Origin of the sequence: Aliiroseovarius sp. S253 (genome assembly GCF_049800855.1) — a bacterium.
Classification (GTDB): domain Bacteria; phylum Pseudomonadota; class Alphaproteobacteria; order Rhodobacterales; family Rhodobacteraceae; genus Aliiroseovarius.
Window position 1 is genome coordinate 1,579,196 of sequence record NZ_JBNAFW010000001.1, and the last position, 24,358, is coordinate 1,603,553.

The 24,358-nt window shown below is 59.0% G+C and carries 22 protein-coding genes and 1 tRNA gene; 14 read left to right on the forward strand and 9 right to left on the reverse strand.

Annotation, left to right across the window (positions count from 1 at the left end; translation table 11 throughout):
* Nucleotides 1–15: 15 nt before the first annotated feature.
* The 3 genes from tig to ACP15F_RS07700 all read right to left on the reverse strand — a co-directional run bounded on the left by tig (nucleotide 16) and on the right by ACP15F_RS07700 (nucleotide 3,204).
* Nucleotides 16–1,347 carry a trigger factor gene (tig, locus tag ACP15F_RS07690; protein ID WP_424940229.1) on the reverse strand — a complete coding sequence of 444 codons (1,332 nt, stop codon included), beginning with the start codon at nucleotides 1,345–1,347 and terminating at the stop codon, nucleotides 16–18.
* Nucleotides 1,348–1,369: 22 nt separating this feature from the next.
* Nucleotides 1,370–1,454, reverse strand: a tRNA-Leu gene (locus ACP15F_RS07695).
* Nucleotides 1,455–1,623: 169 nt separating this feature from the next.
* A complete protein-coding gene (locus tag ACP15F_RS07700; protein WP_424940230.1) occupies nucleotides 1,624–3,204 on the reverse strand; it encodes an NAD(P)H-hydrate dehydratase in 1,581 nt (526 codons plus the stop codon).
* Between the two features lie 167 nt (nucleotides 3,205–3,371).
* Between ACP15F_RS07700 and ACP15F_RS07705 the strand changes: the two genes are divergently transcribed.
* Nucleotides 3,372–3,710, forward strand: a complete 339-nt coding sequence (locus ACP15F_RS07705) for a P-II family nitrogen regulator (protein ID WP_108856600.1) — start codon at nucleotides 3,372–3,374, stop codon at nucleotides 3,708–3,710.
* A 35-nt stretch (nucleotides 3,711–3,745) separates the two neighbouring features.
* Complete coding sequence (glnA, locus tag ACP15F_RS07710; protein ID WP_424940231.1) at nucleotides 3,746–5,152, forward strand: type I glutamate--ammonia ligase; 1,407 nt, start codon at nucleotides 3,746–3,748, stop codon at nucleotides 5,150–5,152.
* A gap of 158 nt (nucleotides 5,153–5,310) precedes the next feature.
* Here glnA and ACP15F_RS07715 read toward each other — a convergent pair whose 3' ends face one another.
* Both ACP15F_RS07715 and ACP15F_RS07720 read right to left on the reverse strand, forming a co-directional pair.
* Nucleotides 5,311–5,586 carry a hypothetical protein gene (locus ACP15F_RS07715; protein WP_424940232.1) on the reverse strand — a complete coding sequence of 92 codons (276 nt, stop codon included), beginning with the start codon at nucleotides 5,584–5,586 and terminating at the stop codon, nucleotides 5,311–5,313.
* Nucleotides 5,587–5,711: 125 nt separating this feature from the next.
* Nucleotides 5,712–6,488 carry a heme-dependent oxidative N-demethylase family protein gene (locus ACP15F_RS07720; protein ID WP_424940233.1) on the reverse strand — a complete coding sequence of 259 codons (777 nt, stop codon included), beginning with the start codon at nucleotides 6,486–6,488 and terminating at the stop codon, nucleotides 5,712–5,714.
* A gap of 245 nt (nucleotides 6,489–6,733) precedes the next feature.
* On the opposite strand from ACP15F_RS07720, the gene ACP15F_RS07725 reads away from it, so the two are divergent.
* The 12 genes from ACP15F_RS07725 (at nucleotide 6,734) to ACP15F_RS07780 (ending at nucleotide 18,461) form a co-directional block, all read left to right on the forward strand.
* Nucleotides 6,734–7,948, forward strand: a complete 1,215-nt coding sequence (locus tag ACP15F_RS07725; RefSeq protein ID WP_424940234.1) for an alpha/beta fold hydrolase — start codon at nucleotides 6,734–6,736, stop codon at nucleotides 7,946–7,948.
* Nucleotides 7,949–8,028: 80 nt separating this feature from the next.
* A complete protein-coding gene (gene alr / locus ACP15F_RS07730; RefSeq protein WP_424940235.1) occupies nucleotides 8,029–9,078 on the forward strand; it encodes an alanine racemase in 1,050 nt (349 codons plus the stop codon).
* Complete coding sequence (locus tag ACP15F_RS07735; RefSeq protein ID WP_424940236.1) at nucleotides 9,075–9,860, forward strand: MlaE family ABC transporter permease; 786 nt, start codon at nucleotides 9,075–9,077, stop codon at nucleotides 9,858–9,860. The genes alr and ACP15F_RS07735 overlap by 4 nt, the downstream gene beginning before the upstream one ends.
* The gene (locus ACP15F_RS07740) at nucleotides 9,857–10,603 is read left to right on the forward strand and encodes an ABC transporter ATP-binding protein (RefSeq protein WP_424940237.1); all 747 of its coding nucleotides are present in this window, start codon (nucleotides 9,857–9,859) and stop codon (nucleotides 10,601–10,603) included. The genes ACP15F_RS07735 and ACP15F_RS07740 overlap by 4 nt, the downstream gene beginning before the upstream one ends.
* Nucleotides 10,604–10,742: 139 nt before the next feature.
* The gene (locus tag ACP15F_RS07745; RefSeq protein ID WP_424940238.1) at nucleotides 10,743–11,180 is read left to right on the forward strand and encodes a paraquat-inducible protein A; all 438 of its coding nucleotides are present in this window, start codon (nucleotides 10,743–10,745) and stop codon (nucleotides 11,178–11,180) included.
* Nucleotides 11,181–11,235: 55 nt separating this feature from the next.
* Entirely contained in the window at nucleotides 11,236–12,603 is a 1,368-nt protein-coding gene (gene radA, locus ACP15F_RS07750) for a DNA repair protein RadA (protein ID WP_424940239.1), read from the forward strand.
* 51 nt (nucleotides 12,604–12,654) lie between these two features.
* Nucleotides 12,655–13,239: a CvpA family protein gene (locus ACP15F_RS07755; protein ID WP_424940240.1), complete on the forward strand. Its 585-nt coding sequence runs from the start codon at nucleotides 12,655–12,657 to the stop codon at nucleotides 13,237–13,239.
* Nucleotides 13,240–13,414: 175 nt separating this feature from the next.
* On the forward strand, nucleotides 13,415–14,866 hold the full coding sequence (gene purF, locus ACP15F_RS07760) for an amidophosphoribosyltransferase (protein WP_424940959.1): 1,452 nt from the start codon (nucleotides 13,415–13,417) through the stop codon (nucleotides 14,864–14,866).
* A gap of 44 nt (nucleotides 14,867–14,910) precedes the next feature.
* Entirely contained in the window at nucleotides 14,911–15,564 is a 654-nt protein-coding gene (locus tag ACP15F_RS07765; RefSeq protein ID WP_424940241.1) for an SDR family NAD(P)-dependent oxidoreductase, read from the forward strand.
* 130 nt (nucleotides 15,565–15,694) lie between these two features.
* The gene (gene surE / locus ACP15F_RS07770) at nucleotides 15,695–16,492 is read left to right on the forward strand and encodes a 5'/3'-nucleotidase SurE (protein ID WP_424940242.1); all 798 of its coding nucleotides are present in this window, start codon (nucleotides 15,695–15,697) and stop codon (nucleotides 16,490–16,492) included.
* Nucleotides 16,489–17,157 (forward strand): protein-L-isoaspartate(D-aspartate) O-methyltransferase, encoded by a 669-nt coding sequence (locus ACP15F_RS07775; protein WP_424940243.1) that lies wholly within the window; start codon nucleotides 16,489–16,491, stop codon nucleotides 17,155–17,157. The genes surE and ACP15F_RS07775 overlap by 4 nt, the downstream gene beginning before the upstream one ends.
* A gap of 122 nt (nucleotides 17,158–17,279) precedes the next feature.
* Nucleotides 17,280–18,461 (forward strand): peptidoglycan DD-metalloendopeptidase family protein, encoded by a 1,182-nt coding sequence (locus ACP15F_RS07780; protein ID WP_424940244.1) that lies wholly within the window; start codon nucleotides 17,280–17,282, stop codon nucleotides 18,459–18,461.
* A 104-nt stretch (nucleotides 18,462–18,565) separates the two neighbouring features.
* Here the strand turns inward: ACP15F_RS07780 and ACP15F_RS07785 are convergent, their stop codons facing one another.
* The 4 genes from ACP15F_RS07785 to ACP15F_RS07800 form a co-directional block, all read right to left on the reverse strand.
* Nucleotides 18,566–20,524 (reverse strand): bifunctional 2',3'-cyclic-nucleotide 2'-phosphodiesterase/3'-nucleotidase, encoded by a 1,959-nt coding sequence (locus ACP15F_RS07785; protein ID WP_424940245.1) that lies wholly within the window; start codon nucleotides 20,522–20,524, stop codon nucleotides 18,566–18,568.
* Nucleotides 20,525–20,680: 156 nt separating this feature from the next.
* The gene (gene der / locus ACP15F_RS07790; protein ID WP_424940246.1) at nucleotides 20,681–22,141 is read right to left on the reverse strand and encodes a ribosome biogenesis GTPase Der; all 1,461 of its coding nucleotides are present in this window, start codon (nucleotides 22,139–22,141) and stop codon (nucleotides 20,681–20,683) included.
* A 47-nt stretch (nucleotides 22,142–22,188) separates the two neighbouring features.
* Nucleotides 22,189–23,538 (reverse strand): PQQ-binding-like beta-propeller repeat protein, encoded by a 1,350-nt coding sequence (locus ACP15F_RS07795; protein ID WP_424940247.1) that lies wholly within the window; start codon nucleotides 23,536–23,538, stop codon nucleotides 22,189–22,191.
* 61 nt (nucleotides 23,539–23,599) lie between these two features.
* The gene (locus tag ACP15F_RS07800) at nucleotides 23,600–24,238 is read right to left on the reverse strand and encodes a hypothetical protein (protein WP_424940248.1); all 639 of its coding nucleotides are present in this window, start codon (nucleotides 24,236–24,238) and stop codon (nucleotides 23,600–23,602) included.
* Nucleotides 24,239–24,358 lie beyond the last annotated feature (120 nt).

Genomic DNA, 24,358 nt, shown 5'->3' on the forward strand with positions numbered 1-24,358 from the left:
GTCTGTTGGTAAGACTTATTCGTCTTCCAGAGCCTCAACGGCTTTCTGCAGATCGTCTTTCGAGACTTCTTTTTCCGAAACCTCGGCCAATTCGATCACGTAGTCCACAACCTTGTCTTCGAAGATCGGTGCCTGCAGCTGCTGACGCATCTGCGGGTTTTGCTGAACGAATTCAAAGAACTGGCGTTCCTGACCCGGGTACTGACGGGCTTGGTTCATCACGGCTTGGGTCATCTCGGCGTCGGTGACTTCGATCTCGGCTTTCTGGCCCAGTTCGGCGAGCAGCAGACCAAGGCGCACGCGGCGACCGGCGAGTTTCTTATGCTCGTCAGTGGCTTCGATTTCCGGGTGATCGTGGCCCTGCACGTCCGGATTTTCCTCGTGCCACAGCTGGTGCGCAATCTGACCAGCTTCGGCGTCCAGAAGCGACGGCGGCAGGTCGAAGGAAACCAGCTTGTCCAGCTCGTCCAGCAGGCCACGCTTCATAACGGCACGGGCAGCACCCGCGAATTCTGCTTCCAGACGTTCACCGATCTGCTCTTTCAGAGCATTCAGGTCTTCGGCACCAAACTTAGTGGCCAGTTCGTCGTTCACTTCGGCGGCAACAGGCTCTTTGACCTCTTTCACGGTGCATTCAAACACAGCGTCTTTGCCGGCCAGATTTTCCGCACCGTATTCAGCAGGGAAAGCCACTTTGACTTCAACTTCTTCACCAGCTTTGGCGCCAACCAACTGCTCTTCGAAACCCGGAATGAACGAGTTCGAACCCAGAACCAGCGGGTAATCTTCAGCAGCGCCACCGTCGAAGGCTTCGCCGTCAACTTTGCCCAGGAAGTCGATGACTACCTGGTCGCCGTCTTTCGACTTGGTGCCTTTTTTGCGATCTTTGAAGTCCTGAGCGGTCTCAGCCAGGTTGGCCAGCGCTTCGTCAACTTCGCCTTCACCGGCTTTGACAACCAGCTTTTCCAGCTTGATGCCTTTCAGGTCGACCTCGGGGATCTCGGGCAGAGCTTCGTACGACATTTCGATCTCAACGTCGTCGCCTTCTTTCCAGTCCTCGTTGGTCATCTTCACGTCGGGCTGCATGGCCGGACGGTCACCCGATTCTTCGAAATGCTTGTTCATAGCGCCATCAACAGCTTCCTGCATGGCTTCGCCCATCAGGCGCTGACCAAACTGCTTTTTCAGCAGAGCCATCGGCACTTTGCCTTTGCGGAAGCCCTTCATTTCGACTTCGGGCTGCGCTTCGACCAGCTTTTCGTTGACTTTGGCGTCCAGATCAGCGGCCGGAACCACGATCTTGTAGCCGCGTTTCAGACCTTCGTTCAGGGTCTCGGTGACCTGCATGATCTCGTCCTTCTTTCAATTTTGGTGCGGGTGGAGGGACTTGAACCCCCACGCCTTGCGGCGCCAGAACCTAAATCTGGTGCGTCTACCAATTTCGCCACACCCGCTAAAACCGAGGACGGCCCACGTTTTCAGGACGGGGCCGTCCAAATTCGCGCCCTTCTAGCACCAGTGCGCAGCGGATGCGAGAGGAAAAGCGCCCTTATCCAGCGGGAGTTTGTGCAATTTTTTGCTCTTTCGGCGGGGACGCGCAGTGGAAGACCCAGAATCAGGCGGTCACACCCCCAATTTGCGGAACACAGAGGGCAGTTGTTCCGGCAGATCCTCGGCGATCAGACCGGGCCCAAACTCCAGCGCGCATTCCACATGCAGCCACGCCCCGGTTTCTGCCGCCTGCAACGGCGCGACCCCCCGCGCGAGCAATCCGGTGATGAAGCCCGCCAGAACGTCGCCGGATCCAGCTGTGGCCAGCCACGGGGCGGACCGCTCATAGGCGGCAGAGTTGATCGAGCACGCGCCATCCGGGGCGGCAATCACCGTGTCCGGCCCTTTGAACAGCACAACGCACCCTGCCCGCGCCGCAGCCTCGCGTGTGGCATCCACTTTGGAGTAGGCTGGGCCTTTGGTGGCAGGCGCGTTCAGCTTCTCGGCAATGTCGGGGAACAGGCGCGCGAACTCGCCCGCATGAGGGGTCAGCACGCAGTTCTCGTGCAGCATGTCGAACAGCGCAGATGGATCATCTTTGAACGCCGTCAGAGCATCCGCATCCAGCACCGTCGCGCGTTTCACAGCCAAGGCCACCGGAACCAAATCCCGCGCACGATCTACGCCCAAACCGGGACCGAGGCACAGCGCGTTGAGCCGTTCATCCGCCAGCACAGCCTGCAACGTCTGCGCATCGCCGACTGGCGACAACATGATCGCATCCAACCGCGCCGCATTTTCCTGAAGCGCACCGGGCGTTGGAGCGACGGTGACAAGCCCTGCCCCGATGCGAAGTGCCCCACGGGCCGAGAGCCGCGCTGCTCCGCCTTTGCCGGACGGACCCGAGAGGATAAGGGCGTGACCGTGGGTGTATTTATGATGCCATGTTTCCTTTTCATGCACTGCACCAGACGCGTTGTTCACGTCCCGAACAGCTTCACGGCGAGAAATAAGCCTGTTTGTTAGGCCTATTGATTTAACTACTAGCTTTCCCGAAAGCTCCGGACCAAAATTCAGATGATGTCCCAGTTTCGCGCAGTGGAATGAAACTGTTAAATCTGCTCGAAAATGAGCTAGAGGCCCCATGGCCCCCTCAAGAACTTCGCCACTGTCAGAACATAAGGCAGTCGGTATATCGATCGACACAAATCGCTCAGTTGGGCGCAAAGAGCGTTCGTACGGCCAAATCGCCAACCTGATTTGTCTCAAGACCTTTGCCGCATCCGCCTCAATCGGGCGCACCAATCCCGTTCCGAAAAGTGCATCACAAACTAGATCAAAGTGAACTTCCGACAAGTGTGGAAAAGTTTCAGCTATTAAGTCTTGGACCTCCCCCAACGCCATCCAACGCTCATAATTCACCCGCGCATCCGGTGGCAGCTTATCGGCGTCTCCATACAGGAACACCTCGACCTCCCAACCCCACTCTTTCAGCAGCCGCGCGACCACAAATCCGTCGCCGCCGTTGTTCCCCGGTCCGCACAGCACCACCGCTATGTGAGAGGTCTTCGCCAGCTCGGGCCATTCCTCGAAAATGGCGTCGACCACGCCCCGGCCTGCGCGCTCCATCAGCTCAAGCCCTGTGACTTCGCCCGACTCAATCGCGGCAGTCTCAATGGCGCGCATTTGGGCAGCTGTCAGCAATTCGGTCATCTCAATCTTCTCACTCTGCTCAATCTTCGCGCGCACTGCCTAATTTTTAGGCACATGCCCGGTTTTTCACACCACCGCGTGCGCTACCACCACCCTAGCCAATTGCCCATCCCCAAGGAAAGTGGTCAGTGATGCCCAACACGATGTTTCGAACCGGGGGGCTATCCATGAAAAAGATCGAAGCCATCATCAAGCCGTTCAAGCTGGATGAAGTAAAAGAAGCGCTGCAAGACATTGGCGTGCAGGGCTTGTCGGTGATCGAAGTGAAGGGCTTTGGCCGTCAAAAAGGCCATACCGAGCTGTATCGCGGCGCCGAATATGTGGTCGATTTCCTGCCCAAGGTGAAGATCGAGATCGTTCTGGCCGATGATCAGGTCGATGAAGCCGTCGAGGCCATCATCGACGCCGCCAAAACCGACAAGATCGGCGACGGCAAGATCTTCGTCAGCCCCGTTGAACAAGCCATTCGCATCCGCACCGGTGAATCCGGCGACGATGCTCTGTAAATCACACGAACATACACGAACCAAAGGAACCTGATATGAGCGCTCAAGACGTACTCAAGCAGATCAAAGATGAAGACATCGCCTATGTCGACATCCGTTTCACCGATGTGCGCGGCAAGCTGCAGCACGTGACCGTGGACTGCGACCTTGTCGATGAAGACTTCCTGGAAGAAGGCTTCATGTTTGACGGCTCGTCGATTGCCGGCTGGAAATCGATCGAAAGCTCGGACATGAAACTGATGCCCGACACAACCAGCACTTATGTTGATCCCTTCTATGCCGAGAAAACGCTCTGCATTCACTGCTCGGTTGTCGAGCCTGACACCGGCGAGAAATACGCCCGTGACCCGCGCGGCACCGCCGAGAAAGCCGAAGCTTACCTGAAGTCTTCGGGCATCGGTGATGTGGCTTACATGGGCCCGGAAGCGGAATTCTTCCTGTTCGACGACGTTCGTTTCTCGAACACCATGAACAAAGTATCGTTCGAAGTGGATGCTGTTGACGCGGCTTGGAACTCGGATGCCGAATACGAGATGGGCAACACTGGCCACCGTCCGGGCGTCAAAGGCGGTTACTTCCCCGTGAACCCGATTGACGACGCACAAGACCTGCGTTCGGAAATGCTGACCACGATGAAGAACATCGGCATGAAAACCGATAAGCACCACCACGAAGTGGCTTCGTGCCAGCACGAGCTTGGCCTGATCTTCGACAGCCTGACCAAACAGGCCGACGAGCTGCAGAAATACAAGTACATCATCCACAACGTGGCCCATGCTTACGGCAAGACGGCAACCTTCATGCCCAAGCCGATCGCAGGCGACAACGGCACCGGCATGCACGTAAACATGTCGATCTGGAAAGACGGCAAGCCGCTCTTTGCTGGCGACAAATACGCTGACCTGTCGCAGGAAGCCCTGTGGTTCATCGGCGGCATCCTGAAGCACGCCAAGACCCTGAACGCTTTCACCAACCCGTCGACCAACAGCTACAAGCGTCTGATCCCGGGCTTTGAAGCCCCCGTTCTGCGCGCCTATTCGGCGTCGAACCGTTCGGGTTGTGTCCGCATTCCGTGGACCGAAAGCCCGAAAGCCAAGCGCGTTGAGGCTCGTTTCCCCGATCCGGCCGCGAACCCCTATCTGTGCTTCGCAGCCCTGCTGATGGCCGGCCTTGACGGCATCAAGAACAAGATCGATCCGGGCCCCGCACAGGACAAGAACCTGTACGACCTGCCGCCGGAAGAGCTGGAAGGCATCCCGACCGTTTGTGCAAGCTTGCGTGAAGCCCTGGAAAGCCTGGAAGCCGACAACGACTTCCTGACCGCTGGCGACGTGTTCACCAAAGACCAGATCCAAGGTTACATCGACCTGAAATGGGAAGAGGTCTATGCCTACGAGCACACCCCGCACCCGGTAGAATACCAGCTGTACTACAGCTGCTAATTCTGACACCAAGTATACGAAAGGGCACCGTTTTCGGTGCCCTTTTTCGTTGCTAGAACCTCTGATCCAATGCCCGGCGTCTGCCGGGTCAAAACAAAAAAGGCGCCCGAACAGGCGCCTTCTTCAAATATGGTCAGTTTGCAAGCAGCTTAAGGGTCTCAGGACCCGCTGATAGTCCGTACGTTGCTATGCGCAGAACGGTACTGACGATGGCCTTCCTGAATGCAATAGGCGTCGCCCTCGGCTTTCGTCATACCTGCTGGGACTGCAATCGATTCATCCCACTGAACACGATCGCGCGTGTACAGCTGGCACGTAACAGTGCCTTTCGGCGTTTCGATTTGCACAGGGTTGCTTTCATATGCCGTTTTACTGACACACCCGGCCATGACACCGGTGGCTGCAATCGCCATCACCAAAGTAAGTTTCTTCATGTTTTTCCCGCTCCACTTTCACTCATGATCTGCCCGTAGGACATAACTTGTTGTAGGTCACTAATATTGGCGAACATATTTCATTTCAAGCATTCACGTCTGAACCAATACCAAAGCAACATTAATCATTCGTCTTCAGGTTGCGAGATTCCCAGCTCCTCCAACCTTTCCTTGGACAGCACATATGTATGAATGGAAAAAACCACGGCACCAGTTTTCGGCAACCGTTTCATGGTCTGGCGTTCGACACGCAACCAATTCGTCGTTCTAGTGTCATTGGTGCGACGGTCCTCTTCCCGACGCGGTTGGAACAACTCGGGATCATTGTAGGACAGATAGTTCGCCCGCCACATCGGACGACCAACTTGAATACCGTCGAACAACCTTTGCACGCGTCTGGCAATATCTGGTGTATACTCATCGACCGGAACGTGGATTTTCACCAGTGATTTCATGAACTTCTGATCAAGAGACCAGCTTGCCGGAAAGCAGAGGATCGCGCCCGTCATTACATGTTCGTCGCCCAGCTTCTGCATTATGACGAAGTCTTCCTGCACCAGCGCGCCCAGCGTCAGCAGCGGATGTAAGTGGTCCAATTGGACAAGCCGGCCATCGGGGCAACGAACGGAATCGCGCTGGACATCAAATCCGTCCTTATCCGAGATCTCAGCAAGCACGTCCTCAAGCAGCTCGCTCGCCGCGGCACGGGCACCACCAGACAACCTATGGACGAATTCCTCCTGTTCATTCATCAGAAACAGTCTGTGTGCCATTTGGGCACGATAAGCATCGTCAATCAGCAGCCATTGCCCCGGCTCGATGGGATTAAGCCCTGGAAGCCGTGCTGTTTTCGGGTCTGCCCACGGCAGAATCGGTAGATCTCTTTGACAAATCTCGACCATTTGCCCCCCAACAGTCTGATACGCCGGACAGTGCGCAGCATAGATCGACCGCGCAACCCTTTTCTGGACCGTCGGATCACTGGAACATACGTTTCATCACCCTTCCGTGAATTCATCCCGGCTGCTCTTGCCCGGACAGACCCTCTGCTCCACCTTCTTCGGACCAACCCTCATCGTCAGACGGGCTTTTCCGGGAGTTACGACCCCGGTGCTTCGTCGACATTCGGATTACGACAGGAGCCACCATGCCGACCGAAAAGTTCACGTTTCCCGGACATTCCGGTCACGATCTGGCTGCGCGCCTAGATCTTCCAGACGGACCGCACTTGGCAACGGCCCTATTTGCGCACTGCTTCACCTGCGGCAAAGACATCGCCGCCGCGCGCCGGATCTCGGCCCGGCTGGCTGCTTTGGGCATCGCCGTCCTGCGCTTTGACTTTACCGGCCTTGGCCACTCGGATGGAGATTTCGAGAACACCAGCTTCACATCGAACGTGCGGGATCTGGAAAAAGCAGCCGAAGCTTTGCGCGACCGTGGTTATCCGCCCGCGCTTCTGATTGGACACTCACTGGGAGGAGCTGCCGTTATCAAGGCAGCCTCCCATCTTTCCGGTGTTCAGGCTGTCGTCACCATCGGTGCCCCGGCGGATCCGTCTCATGTGATCGAGAATTTCGCAGACGCCCTGCCCGGCATCAAAGCCAATGGTGCAGCCGAAGTCAGTCTGGGCGGGCGCCCCTTCCGCATCGGTGCGGACTTCGTCGAAGACGTCGAGCAGACCCAACTGGAAGAAGCTTTGAAAACAATGCACGCAGCCCTTCTGGTCCTGCATGCGCCCCGCGATCAGATCGTATCCATCGACAACGCGGCGAAGCTTTTCATGGGCGCCAAACATCCAAAAAGTTTCATTACGTTGGATGACGCCGATCACCTGATCAGCCGTGCCAGTGAAGCTGACTATGTTGCAGACGTCATCGCGACATGGGCAGCGAAATACGTGAACCTTGCACCACCCGCCCCGCCCCCCGGCGCGCCCGAGGGCATCGTGCGCGTGTCCGAGGCCGACCCCCGTGGCTTCCTGCAAGACATTCAATCCGGCCCGAAACATCACGCCGTTGCAGACGAGCCTCTTGCTTATGGCGGCACCAACAAAGGCATGTCACCCTATGGGTTCCTGTCGGCGGGTCTTGGGGCCTGCACCTCGATGACAATCCGCATGTATGCCCGCCGCAAAGGGTGGCCGCTTGATCATGTCCGGGTCGAAGTCAACCACGACAAGGTCCACGCTCAAGATGCTGACACGGGGGCGAAGAACCGGATCGACACGTTCCGGCGCGAGATCCACCTGACCGGCAAGCTGGACGCAGATCAGCGCCAAAGGTTGCTGGAAATCGCAGATCGCTGTCCGGTGCATCGCACGCTTGAAAGCTCCAGTTTGATCAAGACCGTATTGGCCGACTAGCGGCGGGGAAAACCGCGTGCGGGCACGCTGGTTCTGCTTTTTACCTTGACCCGAGCCACCGCACCGTCAAAAACGCCTTTATGAGTACGGGCAGACTGACAATTGATCTGGATGCAGTGGTCGCAAACTGGCGGGCGCTGGATGCAAAAAGCGGGGCAGAGGTTCAGACCGCTGCCGTGGTAAAAGCCGACGCCTATGGGCTGGGTGTGGGCAAAGTGGGTCGTGCATTGGCCGCCGCCGGCACGCGGCGCTTCTTTGTGGCCGCCGCCGAAGAAGGTGCCGATCTGCGTGAAGCGCTTGGCCCCGGCCCTGAAATCAGCGTCTTTTCTGGCCACATGTCCGGCGACACAGACATGATCCATGATTTGGGCCTGGTGCCGATGCTGAACTCGGTCGAACAAGTCACCCGCCAACTGGAAGCCCTGCCCGGCCACCCGTTCGGAATTCAACTGGACACCGGCATGAACCGACTGGGGATGGAGCCCGCCGAATGGGCAGCCTTGCGCGACATCCTTCTGCCGCAAAATCCGCGCCTGATCATGAGCCATCTCGCCTGCGCCGATGAGCCCGATCACCCGATGAACCACCAGCAGCTCTCCGCGTTCCACGACATGACCGATGGGATCGACGTGCCGCGCAGCCTTGCGGCCACCGGCGGCATTCTTCTGGGACCGGACTATCACTTTGACCTGACGCGACCCGGCATTGGCCTTTATGGCGGCTTCCCCTTCGAGGACGCCGAGACCGTCGTCCAGCTGGATCTGCCTGTCATCCAAATTCGCGATGTCGCGGAAGGCGAGACTGTGGGCTATTCCAACACGTGGCAGGCCGAAACTCCGTCGCGTGTCGCGACCGTGGCTGCAGGCTATGCCGACGGCCTAAACCGTCACCTGTCCAACCACGCGGTACTCTTTCATGAAGACACGCCCTGCCCCATTCTGGGCCGCGTCTCGATGGATATGATTGGTGTGGATGTGACGCATCTGCGCGAAACGCCGAAAACCCTGACCATGCTCTCGGATCAGCAAACCGTTGATGATCTGGCAGCTGTCGCGGGCACCATCGGCTATGAGTTTCTGACCCAGCTGGGCCACCGCTATCACCGCCATTACGCACGGGGCCGCACATGATCGCCTTAACCAAACCGCTGGCCACCATTGGCCGCGTCACGCTGGGCTTTTTGGCCCTTGTCGGGCGCGTGGCGATCTTTGCGGGTCAATCCATCGCCCATATCGTCCGCCCACCGTTCTATCCGCGCGAGTTTCTGACCGCAGTCCTGAACATCGGCTATTTCAGCCTGCCCGTGGTGGGGCTGACAGCCATCTTCACTGGCGCAGCGTTGGCACTTCAAATTTACTCCGGTGGGCAACGGTTCTCGGCCGAGGCCGTGGTCCCTCAGATCGTTGCCATCGGCATGGTGCGCGAGCTTGGCCCCGTTCTGGTCGGCCTGATGATTGCCGCGCGCGTGACCTCGTCCATTGCCGCTGAAATCGCCACCATGAAAGTGACCGAGCAGATTGACGCACTGGTCACTCTATCCACCCACCCGATGAAATACCTGACCGCCCCGCGCGTCTTGGCCGCCACGCTGGTGGTGCCAATTCTGGTGGGCATTGGAGACATCATCGGCATCATGGGCGGCTTCATCGTCGGCACGCAGCAGCTTGGTTTTGCCACCGGGCCTTACTTGAACAACACATGGAATTTCCTTGAAACGCCTGACATCGTGACCTCGCTGATCAAAGGTGCGGCGTTCGGCTTTATCGCCGCCGTCATGGGCTGTTATCACGGGATGCGTTCGGGTCGCGGCGCACAGGGCGTGGGCCGCGCCACCAAAACCTCGGTCGAGGCCGCAGCCGTCCTGATCCTTGCCGCCAACTTCCTTCTCACCAGCTTCTTCTTTGCCACATGATTGAATTAACAAACGTCCACAAAGCCTTTGGCCCGAAACGCGTTCTGGACGGGGTAAACCTGACCATCAATCGCGGTGAAAGCATGGTGATTATCGGAGGCTCCGGCACCGGTAAGTCCGTGTTGTTGAAATGTGTTCTGGGCCTGATGGTGCAGGATGAAGGGATGATCACGCTGGATGGCGAAGACACCTCGAAGGTCGAGCGTGACGCGTTTCTGGCCCGCTTTGGCATGCTCTTCCAAGGTGGTGCTTTGTTTGACAGCCTGCCTGTCTGGCAAAACGTCGCCTTCCGCCTGTTACGCGGGTCGCTGGCCAAACCCAAGGAAGAAGCCCGCGAAATCGCGATCGAGAAACTGCGCCGCGTGGGCCTGACGCCCGACGTGGCCGACCTGTTCCCGGCCGAACTGTCGGGCGGTATGCAAAAACGTGTGGGCCTTGCCCGCGCCATCGCCGCCGAGCCCGAGATTATCTTCTTCGACGAACCCACTACTGGCCTTGATCCCATCATGTCCGGCGTCATCAACGACTTGATCCGCGAGATCGTCGTCGAAATGGGTGCCACCGCCATGACCATCACCCACGACATGTCATCCGTCCGTGTGATCGCCGACAAAGTGGCGATGCTGCACGGGGGCAATATCCAGTGGACCGGGCCGGTGGAAGACATGGACAATTCGGGCGACCCTTATGTGACGCAGTTTATTTCAGGGAGCGCCGAGGGACCGATTGAGGCGGTTCGATAAGCTCTCGCCCGGCGGCACCGCCGGGCAGCGCCCGACCGCCCCCATGGGCGGGCGCTTCGCTTCCACCCGCGGTCAGACTCTGCCTTCGCAAATCTATTTCAGCTATTGCATTCAGCTATTTAGCCCCTAGCTTTCCCTCATGCTCAAGTACCTCAACCTCACCCTCCTCATAGCCTTCCCCATCGCGTGGTTCGCGCCCCTTATGCATGCGGGCATCAACCTGCCGCTTTTCGGTTTGAAAGAAGTTAGCGTCGTCTCGGGCCTGCAAGCGCTGTGGGAGACGGACATCTTCCTCGCCCTGCTCGTCACCTTCTTTGCGGTCTTCGCCCCGATCATGAAAGTGCTGGGACTGGCGTTGATCCAATTCGGCATGATGCGCCGCCGGATGCTGCCAGTCTTCAACATCTTGGGCAAACTCGCGATGGCCGACGTGTTCCTGATCGCGCTCTATATCGTGATCGTGAAAGGCGTGGGACTGGCGAAGATCGAGACCGGCTGGGGCCTTTATCTGTTCACCGCCTGCATCCTGACGTCGATCGCACTCAGCTTTGCGACTGCGAAACGCCAAAAAGCCTGACGCGACAGCCGCCTACCCCCTTGCGCAGCCCGCCCCAACCGGGCAGAAATTCCGAATGGCAAAAGCACAAAAATCCTTCACTTGTTCGGCCTGCGGGGCCAGCTCCTCGAAATGGTCCGGGCGTTGCGAGGCGTGTGGCGAGTGGAACTCCATCGTTGAAGAAGCGCCGCTCAGCGCGGGCCCGTCCCCGAAATCCTTGGGCGGCAAACGGGGCGCATCGATTGCCCTGACGGACCTGTCCACGGAAGAGGCCCCGCCCCCGCGCACCGAATGCGGCATGGGCGAGCTGGACCGCGTCTTGGGCGGAGGTCTGGTACCCGGCTCGGCCATCCTTGTGGGCGGCGATCCCGGCATCGGCAAATCCACCCTGCTTCTGCAAGCTGCCGCACATTTCGCGCAGGCCGGCCTGCCCACGATCTATGTCTCGGGCGAGGAAGCCTCGGCCCAAGTCCGAATGCGCGCCCAGCGGTTGGGGCTGACGGACGCGCCCGTCCGATTGGCCGCGGAAACCAACCTGCGCGACATCATGACAACGCTGGACGCCGAACGTCCGGCCCTTGCCATCATCGACTCAATACAGACCATGTGGGCCGACAATGTGGACAGCGCGCCGGGATCAGTCAGTCAGGTCCGTGCCGCCGCGCATGAGCTGACAACTTTCGCCAAAAAGCGCGGGATCTCCGTCGTACTTGTGGGCCACGTCACCAAAGAGGGCCAGATCGCTGGACCGCGTGTGGTCGAGCATATGGTCGACACGGTGCTCTATTTCGAAGGCGAACGTGGCCACCAATTTCGCATACTGCGCGCCGTGAAGAACCGTTTTGGCCCGGCCGACGAAATTGGCGTTTTTGAGATGACAGGCGCGGGCCTGTCCGAAGTCGTAAATCCATCCGCCCTATTCCTGTCTGATCGCGAAGATCCGGCCCCTGGATCAGTTGTATTCGCTGGTATCGAGGGCACCCGCCCGGTACTGGTCGAACTTCAAGCCCTTGTAGCGCCGTCGCCTCACAGTCAGCCCCGCCGGTCAGTGCTGGGTTGGGACAGTGGCCGCTTGGCGATGATCCTGGCGGTACTGGAAGCGCGCTGCGGCATCCCGTTTACTGGGCTCGACGTCTATCTAAACGTGGCTGGCGGCATGAAAATCTCGGAACCTGCGGCGGATCTGGCTGTGGCGGCAGCGCTACTTTCCGCACGCGAGGACGCCTCGATCCCCAAAGATACTGTGGTTTTTGGCGAAATCAGTCTATCAGGGGCATTGCGGCCTGTCGGTCAGACGGAAAACAGGTTGAAAGAAGCGCAAAAACTTGGTTTCACATCTGCGATAGCGCCAACGCGCAGCAAAACCGGCTCGGGTTCCGGGCTGAGCATTCAGAAAATGTCGGACCTGACGGGGTTCGTCGGAGATATATTCGGGGCCGGATAGGCCCGATAATAGGGACGGTATCGGGCCAAGACCTGAACCGAAGTGACGAAGATGGAAGGTTTCACTCTAATCGACGGGATCGTGGCTGCGGTCATTCTTGTCTCGGCCATTCTGGCCTATTCGCGCGGCTTCGTGCGCGAAGGCATGTCGATCCTTGGCTGGGTCGCCGCTGCGGTTCTGGCCTATATTTTTGCGCCCCGCGCCTTGCCACTGGTCAAAGAAATTCCGGTTCTGAAAGATTTCATCTCGGACAGTTGTGAATTGTCGATGATCGCGGCCTTTGCAGGCGTATTCGCCTTGGCGCTGGTGATCGTGTCGATCTTCACTCCGCTCTTTTCCTCAGCCGTGCAGCGCTCGGCCCTTGGAGGACTGGATCAGGCGCTTGGCTTCATCTTTGGTGTGCTACGCGGCCTTGTACTGGTGGCGATCGCACTGGTTGTCTATGACCGTATTGTGACGACAGACACCATCCCGATGGTGGATGACAGTCGCACCGCAAAAATCTTTGCCCGCACGCAGGATCGCATCAACGAACAGATCCCCGAGGACGCCCCCGGCTGGATCGTCGGTAAATATGAAGAACTTGTCGGCGCATGCTCTGGTGGGTTGCGAACCACCGACGATAGCGGCAGCTAATCAAATCACAACGCGCCCCCGGGGCGCGTTGTTTCGTTTCGGGCAAGTGAATTAATCGCCCAAGCAATGTGATAGTTTGATGACACGGCGCAACCTGTCCAGTAAGAGAAGCCCAACGCCACGGAATCGGAGACCGCTGCTCATGTCCGACACCTCGCCCGCCTGCCCCTCGACCATGCCATTCGCGCATCCGTTTGATGACGACAAGCTGAAGGAGGAGTGTGGTGTATTCGGCGTAATCGGCCTGAAAGACGCTGCCAACTTCGTCGCGCTTGGCCTGCACGCCCTACAGCATCGCGGACAAGAGGCTGGCGGCATCGTCTGCCACGATCCCGTTGAGGGCTTTAACTCTGCCCGCCGCTTTGGCTATGTCCGCGACAACTTCACCAAGGCCAGCGTGATGGAGACCCTACCGGGTCCGCTGTCCATCGGCCATGTGCGCTATTCCACCGCCGGATCGAAAGGTGCCGTCATCCGCGACGTACAGCCCTTCTTTGGCGAGTTTTCGATGGGTGGCGCTGCGATTGCCCATAACGGTAACATCACCAACGCCGACGCTCTGCGTAAAGAACTTATCGAGCGTGGCTCGATCTTCCAAAGTTCGTCGGACAGTGAATGCATCATTCACCTGATGGCCCGCTCGTTGCAACGCACCATCCCCGAGCGGATGGAAGACGCGCTTCGTCGTGTTGAAGGCGCGTTCTCGGTGGTGGCCATGACCCGCACCAAGCTAATGGGCGTGCGCGACCCGCATGGAGTTCGTCCGCTGGTACTGGGCAAACTTGGCGAAGGCTGGGTTCTGTCGTCGGAAACCTGTGCGCTGGACATCATCGGGGCGGAGTTCATTCGCGAGATCGAACCGGGCGAGATGGTCGTGATCACCGAAGACGGTGTCGACAGCAGCTTCCCCTTCCGCCCGCAGCCCTCGAAGTTCTGTATCTTCGAGCACGTCTATTTCTCACGTCCTGACAGCATCTACGGCGGCCGTTCGGTCTATGAAACCCGTCGTCAAATCGGCGTGGAACTGGCCCGTGAAACCCCGGTTGACGCAGATCTGGTCTGCCCGATCCCGGACAGCGGCGTGCCCTCGGCCATTGGATACAGCCAAGAAAGCGGCATTCCCTATGCGCTTGGGATCATCCGCAACCAGTATATGGGCCGGACCTTCATCGAGCCGACCGAGCAGATCCGCAACATGGGTGTGCGTTTGAAACTGAACGTGAACCGCGCCCTGATCCGCGGCAAACGCGTTATTCTTGTCGACGACAGCGTGGTGCGCGGCACGACGACCCGCAAGATCAAGGACATGCTTCTGGATGCAGGCGCCAAGGAAGTCCACTTCCGCATCGCGTCGCCCCCCACCGCATGGCCCTGTTTCTACGGCGTCGACACGCCCAACCGTGACAAACTTCTAGCCGCACAGATGACTGAGGACGAGATGTGTGAACATCTCAAGGTCGACAGCCTGAAATTCATCTCGCTCGACGGACTGTATCGTGCCGTTGGTGAAGCCGAAGGCCGCAAGAAAGACTGCCCGCAGTATTGCGACGCGTGTTTCTCGGGTGAATATCCGGTGACGCCTGCGGATCAGATCGAAAAAGGGTTCGAGCTGAAAGCGGCAGAGTAATACGACCACTTGCCCGCACTGCAGCGACGTGACATCAGAGCATTATGACCGACACACAGAAAATCGCCCTCGTAACCGGTGCATCGCGTGGCCTTGGCGCCGCACTCGCGCTGGAGCTATCCAAAACCCACCACGTCGTGGCCGTGGGCCGCACCACCGGTGCGCTGGAAGAGCTGGATGACAAGATCAAGGCTGCCGGTGGCTCTGCCACGCTGGCCCCGATGGATGTGACCAACAAAGACGCGATGGCGCATCTGTGCCGTTCGATCCATGACCGTTGGGGACCGATTGATGTTTGGGCGCATACCGCGATCTACGGCCCTGCCCTAATGCCGACCCCTGATCTGGACGACAAGGGCTGGACGCAGGCGTGGAACACCAATGTCGAAGCAACGCGCAACTTGATCTTCATGGTTAACGCTCTGATGACCGATGACAGCACGGCGCTGTTCTTTGCCGATGACCATGCGGGCGAGAAGTTCTTTGCAGGCTATGGCGCGACCAAGGCAGCCCAAGTCGCGATGGTGCGCAGCTGGGCGGCTGAAAACGCCAATATCGGCCCGCGCGTGATCGTGGCGGAACCCAAGCCTTTGGCAACCTCAATGCGCGGACGGTTCTTCCCCGGCGAAGACCGTAGTGCCTTGGCCTCTGTCGAAGACGAGGCAAAGCGTATCCTGTCTGAGGCAAACCTCGCTTAAACGCTGACCTGATCGCAACGGTTTTCACTTCGTCGCCCTATCTATGTCCGCTGTGCTTGCCGCACCAGCGTCCCTGCCCTATTGAATGGCAAAAGGCCACCAAATCTGGGCTTGGCGGAAAGGGCGAACCATGCGCATTCTCATCACCAATGACGACGGGATCAACGCTCCGGGTCTGAAGGTGGCCGAAGCCATCGCCCATCAGATCGCGCAAGATCTGGCCGGCGAGAAGGCCGAGATCTGGACCGTCGCGCCCGCCTTCGAACAATCTGGCGTCGGCCACTGCATTTCCTACACCAGCCCCTTCATGATCGCCGAGCTTGCCCCCCGCCGTTTTGCCGCTGAAGGCAGTCCGGCGGATTGCGTGTTGGCCGCGCTTTATGACGTGATGCCTGCGCGACCGGATCTTGTAATCTCGGGTGTGAACCGGGGTAACAACTCGGCCGAGAACGCGCTTTATTCCGGCACTTTGGGGGCCGCGATGGAGGCCGCATTGCAGGGCCTGCCCGCCATTGCTCTGTCGCAATATATGGGCATCGGCACCAAGGATCTGGACAGCGTATTTCAGGCAGCCGCCGCATATGGCCCCGAGATCGTGCGCAAGCTTGTTGAAAACGGGCCTTGGGACAAGGGCAGCAACTATCCGATTTTCTACAACGTGAACTTCCCGCCCGTCGCCGCCGATCTGGTCAAAGGCGTACGCACGGCCCCACAAGGTTGGCGCCACGATGCGTTCTTCGGAACCGAGGCGCATCACAGCCCATCGGGCCGCAAATTCCTGTGGATTAAGGGCGGGCCGCAGGCCACACCATCCGAGCCCGGCATGGACCTGACCGTTAACTTGGAAGGCTATGTCTCGGTGACACCGATGCGGGCAGACCTGACCGCACATGACCACCTTTCCACGCTTGAGGGTCTGTTTGAATGAACCAAGCTGACGGACAAGCCCCTGTGGCATGGGACGCGGAACAGAAGATGCAGTTCCTGTTCGCGTTGCGCTCGAAGGGCGTGACGAACCCGCGCGTCCTATCTGCGATGGAAGAAGTTGACCGCGGCCCGTTTGTACGCGGCGTCTTCGCCAAGCGCGCCTATGAAGACATGCCGCTGCCGATTGCCTGCGGGCAGACGATTTCACAGCCGTCCGTCGTGGGGTTGATGACACAAGCCGCCAATATCTCGCCCCGTGACAAGGTGTTGGAACTGGGCACCGGGTCTGGCTATCAGGCAGCGATCCTGTCGAAGCTCGCCCGCCGGGTCTATACCGTCGACCGTCACCGCCGCCTTGTGGCAGAAGCACGCGAGCTGTTTGAGGCGATGGACCTGCACAATATCACCGCCATCACAGGCGACGGATCACGCGGCCTGCCCGATCAGGCACCGTTCGATCGCATCATCGTCACCGCCGCCGCCGAAGACCCGCCCAGTCCGCTCTTGGCGCAGCTGGCAGTTGGCGGTATCATGATCGTACCGGTAGGGCAGTCTGACGCCGTACAAAGTCTGATCAAGGTCACAAGAACCGAGACAGGATTTGACTATGACGAGCTTCTGCCGGTGCGGTTCGTACCCCTTTTGGAAGGGCTGGGGCGCGAATAGCGATTTTCCCCGCGACGGCGGGTTCCGGTTGGGCTATTCCAACCACATCACAATAAGGCCCGCAAAAAGGGTCACATGCAGAGCCTGATAAACAGGCCCATGGATTGAGGAAGAGACGAGCAATGCCACTCCACAGCACAATTGCGTGCCTGTCCCCCCGTGCAGAACTGCGCAGCGGGGTGAAAACACGTGCGACACTTTTATTCGGATCGCTTCTGGCGCTTTCTGCCTGCGGCGATGATTTTGACCTGGATTTCCGCGGACTGGCTGGGGGCGAACTATCCACCGCCCAGGCCGCGCAATCTGTCGGCACCGCTCAGCGTCCAAAGCCTGATGCGCGTGGTGTGATTTCCTATCCCAGCTATCAAGTGGCTCTGGCCAAGCGCGGTGATACTGTCGCCGATGTAGCAGGTCGGATCGGAATGAAGCCAACCGAGCTGGGCCGTTATAACGGACTTGCGCTGGATGCGCCCCTGCGGGATGGCGAGCTTCTGGCTCTGCCTCGCCGCGTGTCGGAACCCGCTGGCGGTGTAATCAAACCCGAGGGTGAGATCGACATTACCACACTGGCAGGCGACGCCATTGACCGCGCGGGCAATACCACGCCCAATGCTACGGCGCCCAAGGCCTCGGGCCAACAACCTGTGCGTCACCGTGTCAAACGCGGCGAGACCGCTTACTCTATCGCACGTAGCTATGGCGTGTCAGTACGGTCTCTAGCCGACTGGAACGGGCTGGGTGCAAGCCTGACTGTACGGGAAGGCCAGCACCTGCTGATCCCCGTGAAAGTCGCAGCCCCTGTGAAAGAAACGCGAATTTCGCAACCCGGTCAGGGATCATCTACACCGACACCTCCCTCTGCGGCAGCCGCGCTGCCCAAGGACGAAGAGAAGCAAGCAGCTCCGAAGGCACCCACTGCCCCAAAACTGTCCGACACCCGCACACAAGCCAGCGCGGCCCGGATGTCTCTGCCAGTTGCGGGCAAGGTGACAAGTGTGTTCGATGCTGAGAAAGCAGGATACATCCTGATTTCAGCAAAACCCGGCGACGCAGTGAAAGCTGCTGCCAGCGGCACGGTGCGGCTTGTATCGAAAGACGTCGAAGGGGAAGAGATCGTGGTGATCGACCACGGTAACGGCACGCAGACGGCCTATAGCTTCATTTCAGGGATCACCGTGAAGAAGGGACAGAAGGTTAAGCGCGGCCAGCAGATCGCCGTGGCCACCAAGAACCGCTATAACGCGATCCAGTTCCTTGTGTTCAAAGGCACGGAACCCGTCGACCCGATGCCTTATCTGAACTAAGGGGTTTAGGGGCTCTGCCCCTCGCCCCATTGGGGCTCACCCCGAGATATTTCTGGTAAGAAAACAAGGGCCGCCTGTTTGGGCGGCCCATTTCACTTGATTGCTCAGAGCGAGATGCGGAAGAGCGCAAATCCTGTGTCACTGGTGCCCGCTTCTTCGATCGTGACGCCTTCGACATTTCCTGCGTGGGGCGCGGCAGCGGGTCCGGTTTCAAACAGAACCGTCGTACCTTCGAGTGGGGCAAAGCGCCAGTTGGCATCGGCCTTCGGGCTGACGGTGCCCTGTTCAACGATATAACGCACGATCACATCACGATTGGTGTCCGGGCCTTCAAACACGGTGGTGGATCCATCCGCACCGGGGAAACTGCCGCCGCCGCCAGCACGGTAGTTGTTTGTCGCAATGATGAATTCTTGTGCGTCGTCAATTGGTTGCCCATTGAAACTGAGGTTTACGATGCGATGAGCATCCGGGGCCACAACCTCGCCTTTCTTATTGTAGCGGGATGGTTGGCTTAGATCGATTTCATACGTCACACCGTCGATCACATCGAAATTGTAGGACGGGAAGTCGGGGTTCAGAAGCACCGCATCGGCGCTGCCCGCGTCGATCTGGTTGAACATGCCCGCCGAACGTTCCAGCCATTCGCGCACGGTGGCTCCGTTAATCCGTACCGCCCGGACGGTGTTGGGATAAAGGTACAGATCAGCCACGTTCTTGATCGCCACATCCCCCACAGCCACGTCGGTATAGTAATCAGGTCCCCCTCGCCCACCGGCCTTGAATGGCGCAGCAGCGGATAGGATCGGCAAGCCTTCGTGCTCGGTCCCCTGCATCATTTGCTGGATGTACCACGTCTGGGCATTCGATACGATCTGAACAGACGGATCATCCGCCACCAGCGCGAAATAGCTATGCAGCGGGGCGTCCGTCTTCCCCACCGCGCGGCGCACATAGGCCAGCGTCTCGTCATGTTCGGTCTGGGTCGAGGCCAGGATAGCCGGGACGCTTTCGACCAGCGCGGTGATCGAGCGGTCTTCATTGCGCTTATAGATCGGGCGCGCCTCGGAGGTGTGGGACACTACGCGCCATGCGCCGCCGTCGTGTTCAATCAGCAGATCAATCAACCCCATGTGCGAGCCCCAGAACCCGCCCATCACGGCGGGGGTGCTCATGATCGTGCCGCGTTCAACATCCACGCCGGGGAAATCGGCATAGGTCGAAGACGGGAAGACAAGATGCGAATGCCCGGTCAGGATCGCGTCAATGCCGTCGATGGCCGCCAGCGGGATCGAGGCGTTTTCCATCCCCTCTGTGTGATCCGCCGACCCGATGCCAGAATGAGACAGCGCGATGATCAGATCCGCGCCCTCTTCGCGCATTTGCGGGATATAAGCCTTCGCAGCCTCGATGATATCGCGCGCCTGCACATTGCCTTCCAGATGGCGGCGGTCCCAGTTCATGACTTGTGGCGGCACAAATCCGATGAAACCGATCTTGATAGGTTGTGTCGTGCCCGCGCCGTTGGTGATGGTGCGGTCGACAATCACATAGGGCGGCAGAAGGGTATCATCGTCACGCGGGGACGCGCCCAACGTTTTGGCGACGTTGGCGCAGACCACAGGAAAGTTCGACCCGGCCAGGGATTTCATCAGGAAATCTAGGCCATAGTTGAACTCGTGATTGCCCAGAGTCGACGCGTCATAGCCCAACGTGTTCATAGCATTGATGACCGGATGCGTGTCGCCTTCCTTCATGCCACGCTCATAGGCGATATAATCGCCCATCGGATTGCCTTGCAAAAAGTCGCCATTGTCCAGAAGCAGCGAATTGGTCGCCTCGGCCCGGACATCGTTGATCAGGGCAGCTGTGCGCGCCAGACCAACGCGATCGGTTTCACGATCCGAGTAGTAGTCATAAGGGAAGACATGCACATGCAGGTCGGTCGTCTCCATGATGCGCAGATGCGCCTGATTGGAGGATGCTTGTACAGAGTATGGGTGAAGCGCGAGAAAGCCGGCCGAACCGGCCAGAAAACCGCGGCGTGTCAGAGAAAAGGGCATGGGAACCTCGGTCCTGTTGTATGATTTTTTGAATGCTATGAGGTCAGCATGACAGAGAAATGACGCGAACCGAGAGTCATTTTCCCAAGAAAAGCGAAACTCCGCCCGTTTGGTCGCGGGCGGAGTTTCGAATTTTCAGTACAATCAGCGCGGAACTCAGTCGTCTGCGCGGCCCTTCCCAAGGTGCTTACGCAACCGAGAAGGCGTTGATTTCTTGCGGTTTTTATAGGGGTTCTTATCCCCCTGCCCACGCATAGTCAGGCGAATGGGCGTTCCCGGCATGTCGAAATCTTCGCGCAATCCGTTGACCAGATAGCGCGAATAGCTTTCGGGCAGTTTGTCAGGGTGCGAACACATGACAATGAACCCCGGCGGGCGCGTCTTGGCCTGAGTCATGTAGCGCAGCTTGATGCGGCGACCACCTGGGGCGGGCGGCGGGTGTGCCGAGACCATCTCGGCCAACCAGCCGTTCAAGTGCGCGGTTTTCACGCGACGGTTCCACACGTCATAGGCACGCATCACGGCCTCGTGCAGACGGTCCATTCCCCGGCCCGTCTTGGCTGAGATCGTGATCAATGGCGCGCCGCGCAGCTGTGGCAAAAGGCGATTGAAGGATTCAAGCAAGCCTTTCAGCTTGGCCTGTTTTTCAGGCTCGACGTCCCATTTGTTCACGGCGATGACGACCGCGCGGCCTTCGCGTTCGGCCAGATCGGCGATGCGCAGATCCTGTTGCTCGAACGGGATGGCGGCATCCAGAAGAACGACCACGACCTCGGCGAATTTCACCGCGCGTAGACCGTCAGATACGGACAGCTTTTCAAGCTTCTCCTGCACTTTCGCACGTTTGCGCATTCCGGCAGTGTCAAAAATACGGGTGGGCGTGCCGTTCCAGTCAAATTTCACCGAAATCGAGTCGCGGGTGATCCCAGCCTCGGGCCCGGTCAGAAGACGCTCTTCGCCAATCAGCTTATTGATTAGGGTCGACTTGCCAGCATTCGGGCGGCCAATCACGGCAACCTGAAGCGGCTTTTCATTGGTAGGCACCTTGGGCGCATCTTCATCGTCGTCCGCATCCACATCAACTTCGATCTCGGGCTCGGTTTCGGCAGCGCGTGCTTCGAATTCTTTGGCGATAGGCTGCAGCGCCGACAGCAGCTCGCCCATACCTTCGCCATGCTCAGCCGACAGGCGAACCGGTTCGCCAAGACCCAACGAATAGGCCTCGATCACACCGGCATCGGCAGCTTTGCCTTCAGCCTTGTTGGCACCCAAAATAACGTGAGCATTCTTGCGGCGCAGGATGTCAGCAAACACCTCGTCCGCAGGCAGGATCCCAACACGTCCGTCCACAAGGAACAGGCACGCGTCGGCCATTTCCACCGCGCGCTCGGTCAGGCGACGCATCCGGCCCTGAAGGCTTTCATCCGTCGCTTCTTCAAGCCCGGCTGTGTCGATCACGGTAAACCGCAAGCCTCCCAGTCGCGCCTCGCCTTCGCGCAGGTCACGGGTCACGCCCGGCTGGTCATCAACCAGCGCAAGACGCTTGCCAACCAGTCGGTTGAACAGGGTAGATTTGCCCACATTTGGGCGCCCTACAATGGCAAGGGTGAAGCTCATATTGCTCTCCGGGTCACATCAAGCGCCCCGCATACACGGTTTTTGGATCAGCGCAAAGCCAGAAGTTTGCCGTCGCGCGCCACCACATAGGCAACCCCGTTTACGACGACCGGTCGCGTGGCCGCACCACCCGGCACAGCCGTCTGCGCAATTAGGCTGCCGTCCACCGGGTTATAGCCGCGCATGATCCCGTCCGAGGACGCGACCCACAGCTTCCCACCGGCCAAAACCGGGCCAAGATTGGCATGGATACGCTTGATTTTACGGGCTTTTCGCTTGGTGAAATACGGCAGGCGCGTGCCCCAGATCCGTTCGCCGGTGGCGGCGTCCAGACGCACGATCTCGTTCTCATCGGACACAAGGAAGACCGAGCCACCTGTTACCCAAACGGGACTGGTGGCGCCTTCAGTTGCGGTCCACAGGCGTTCGCCCGACAGGTTCATTGCAACGGTACGCCCGGCCGAGTTGCCGGTGTAAATCACGCCGTTCTTCACAACGGGTTCACCGGTGATGTCGCTGACTTGAGAATAGGCGCGGCCCACGCGTTCGCCAGCGATCAGGCTGGACCATGTGCGCGTTCCGCCTTTTTTCAGGGCGGCCACAACCTCGCCCGAGGCGAAGGGCAGCAGGACCACACGATCTGTCACAGCGGGCGACGAGACACCCACAACGCCGTCTTGGCTGGGCGTGCCGGTCAGGCGCCATTTCACTTTGCCGGTCGCGGCATCCATCGCCCATGCGGTGTTGTCGCGGCTTACCACATAGACAAGACCGCCCACGGCTGCAGGTGCGCCCGATCCCGGTGCGTCCATGCGCTGTTGCCACTTCACTTTTCCGGTTGCCGCATCCAACGCCGACACAAGTCCAAAGCCCGAGGACACAAACAGCGTGCCATTGGCGAAGGCCAGACCACCACCGGATGCATCATCCGAGCGATCCGAGGCAGGCGTCAGGTCGCGCACCCAAACACTTGCGCCCGAGGTCGAGGTCGCCACAACCTGCGCACGGCTGTCCAATGTATAGATACGGCCATTCGCCACTACGGGTTCCGCTGTGATGCGGTGCTTTCGGTCATTGCCTTGCCCGATCGGGGCGCTCCAGATCAGCTGGGGGCGCGACGACAGGGTCGCGTGCTGAATTTGGTGGGTCGGTGATCCGCCCAGATGGGTCCAACTGGCGTGGTTCACAGCGCGCGGCAGGGTGATTGGACGGGCACCGTCCTCCTGCTCGACTACGCTACGCGCAGCGATGGCCTCGGCGGCGGCGTCTTCACCAAGCGTCTGCGGGTTCGGGCTGCGCAGCCCTTCGCGTTCGCCCGGCAGAATATATTCCGGGGTGGAACAGGCTGCCAGAATGCTCATCGAAGTCAGAAGCGCGGCGCTGAGTTTGAATTTCACGACAATCCCCCCAAGGATCACTTATAAATTTCGTCAAAGGCTTATGGCAAAAACCTGTTCGTCAGGATGCCTCGGGCGTGCCCCCTAGCGCCACAATCAACTGAGTTGCGCGACGACGCAAGGCCCCCGATGCCTCGTCATCCACCAAAAGTGCCTGAAGACGGCTTACTGCCGCCTCTTTATCGCCGGCCCGTAGCTCAGCCAGAGCTAGGGCCTCTTCACCCAAAACACGGTATGGGGCACCTGCCACCAAAACCGGAGCCAACATCGACCGCACTTCGTCCAGCGATACGGCCTCGTCCTGCATCTGCGCCACACGCAGCGCGGCCAGATGGCGGAAGTGATCGGGAAGAGATGCGTCCGAAGCAATTTTCATCAGCGCGTCGGTCGATACGTCAGCCGCATCACTTGCTACCAGAAGGTTCAGAACGGCACTTTGCTCGCCCGCGCCTGCAACACCTTGAAGGGCGGCGATTCTTTCCTGCGGGTCCTCAATGCCTTCGGCTGCAAGGATCGCATCCCCAAAGGCCTGTGCTGCGGATTGCTCACTTGCTTTGCGCCATTCATTGTATGCCGCTCCGCCCACCACAGCGACGACGGCCACAGCAGCGATCCAACCATATCGCCGCATCACGGTGTAAAGCTTGTCCCGGCGAACTTCTTCGCTCACCTCATCAATGAAACTGTCTGTGTCGCTCACGGGCATTGCCTCCGAATTCAGTCGCTTTCTTTTGCCCCAACGAAGCCCCATTGCCAAGAGGCATCCGAGGACTGTGCGGATAAAGCACATATGGCGATCCACATCATCACGAACCGTGAT

Bases quoted from the DNA above. Each gene is read 5' to 3' on its own strand.
- tig (WP_424940229.1), bottom strand. From the start codon at position 1,347: ATGCAGGTCACCGAGACCCTGAACGAAGGTCTGAAACGCGGCTACAAG.
- ACP15F_RS07700 (WP_424940230.1), bottom strand. From the start codon at position 3,204: ATGACCGAATTGCTGACAGCTGCCCAAATGCGCGCCATTGAGACTGCC.
- ACP15F_RS07705 (WP_108856600.1), top strand. From the start codon at position 3,372: ATGAAAAAGATCGAAGCCATCATCAAGCCGTTCAAGCTGGATGAAGTA.
- glnA (WP_424940231.1), top strand. From the start codon at position 3,746: ATGAGCGCTCAAGACGTACTCAAGCAGATCAAAGATGAAGACATCGCC.
- ACP15F_RS07715 (WP_424940232.1), bottom strand. From the start codon at position 5,586: ATGAAGAAACTTACTTTGGTGATGGCGATTGCAGCCACCGGTGTCATG.
- ACP15F_RS07720 (WP_424940233.1), bottom strand. From the start codon at position 6,488: ATGGTCGAGATTTGTCAAAGAGATCTACCGATTCTGCCGTGGGCAGAC.
- ACP15F_RS07725 (WP_424940234.1), top strand. From the start codon at position 6,734: ATGCCGACCGAAAAGTTCACGTTTCCCGGACATTCCGGTCACGATCTG.
- alr (WP_424940235.1), top strand. From the start codon at position 8,029: ATGAGTACGGGCAGACTGACAATTGATCTGGATGCAGTGGTCGCAAAC.
- ACP15F_RS07735 (WP_424940236.1), top strand. From the start codon at position 9,075: ATGATCGCCTTAACCAAACCGCTGGCCACCATTGGCCGCGTCACGCTG.
- ACP15F_RS07740 (WP_424940237.1), top strand. From the start codon at position 9,857: ATGATTGAATTAACAAACGTCCACAAAGCCTTTGGCCCGAAACGCGTT.
- ACP15F_RS07745 (WP_424940238.1), top strand. From the start codon at position 10,743: ATGCTCAAGTACCTCAACCTCACCCTCCTCATAGCCTTCCCCATCGCG.
- radA (WP_424940239.1), top strand. From the start codon at position 11,236: ATGGCAAAAGCACAAAAATCCTTCACTTGTTCGGCCTGCGGGGCCAGC.
- ACP15F_RS07755 (WP_424940240.1), top strand. From the start codon at position 12,655: ATGGAAGGTTTCACTCTAATCGACGGGATCGTGGCTGCGGTCATTCTT.
- purF (WP_424940959.1), top strand. From the start codon at position 13,415: ATGCCATTCGCGCATCCGTTTGATGACGACAAGCTGAAGGAGGAGTGT.
- ACP15F_RS07765 (WP_424940241.1), top strand. From the start codon at position 14,911: ATGACCGACACACAGAAAATCGCCCTCGTAACCGGTGCATCGCGTGGC.
- surE (WP_424940242.1), top strand. From the start codon at position 15,695: ATGCGCATTCTCATCACCAATGACGACGGGATCAACGCTCCGGGTCTG.
- ACP15F_RS07775 (WP_424940243.1), top strand. From the start codon at position 16,489: ATGAACCAAGCTGACGGACAAGCCCCTGTGGCATGGGACGCGGAACAG.
- ACP15F_RS07780 (WP_424940244.1), top strand. From the start codon at position 17,280: ATGCCACTCCACAGCACAATTGCGTGCCTGTCCCCCCGTGCAGAACTG.
- ACP15F_RS07785 (WP_424940245.1), bottom strand. From the start codon at position 20,524: ATGCCCTTTTCTCTGACACGCCGCGGTTTTCTGGCCGGTTCGGCCGGC.
- der (WP_424940246.1), bottom strand. From the start codon at position 22,141: ATGAGCTTCACCCTTGCCATTGTAGGGCGCCCAAATGTGGGCAAATCT.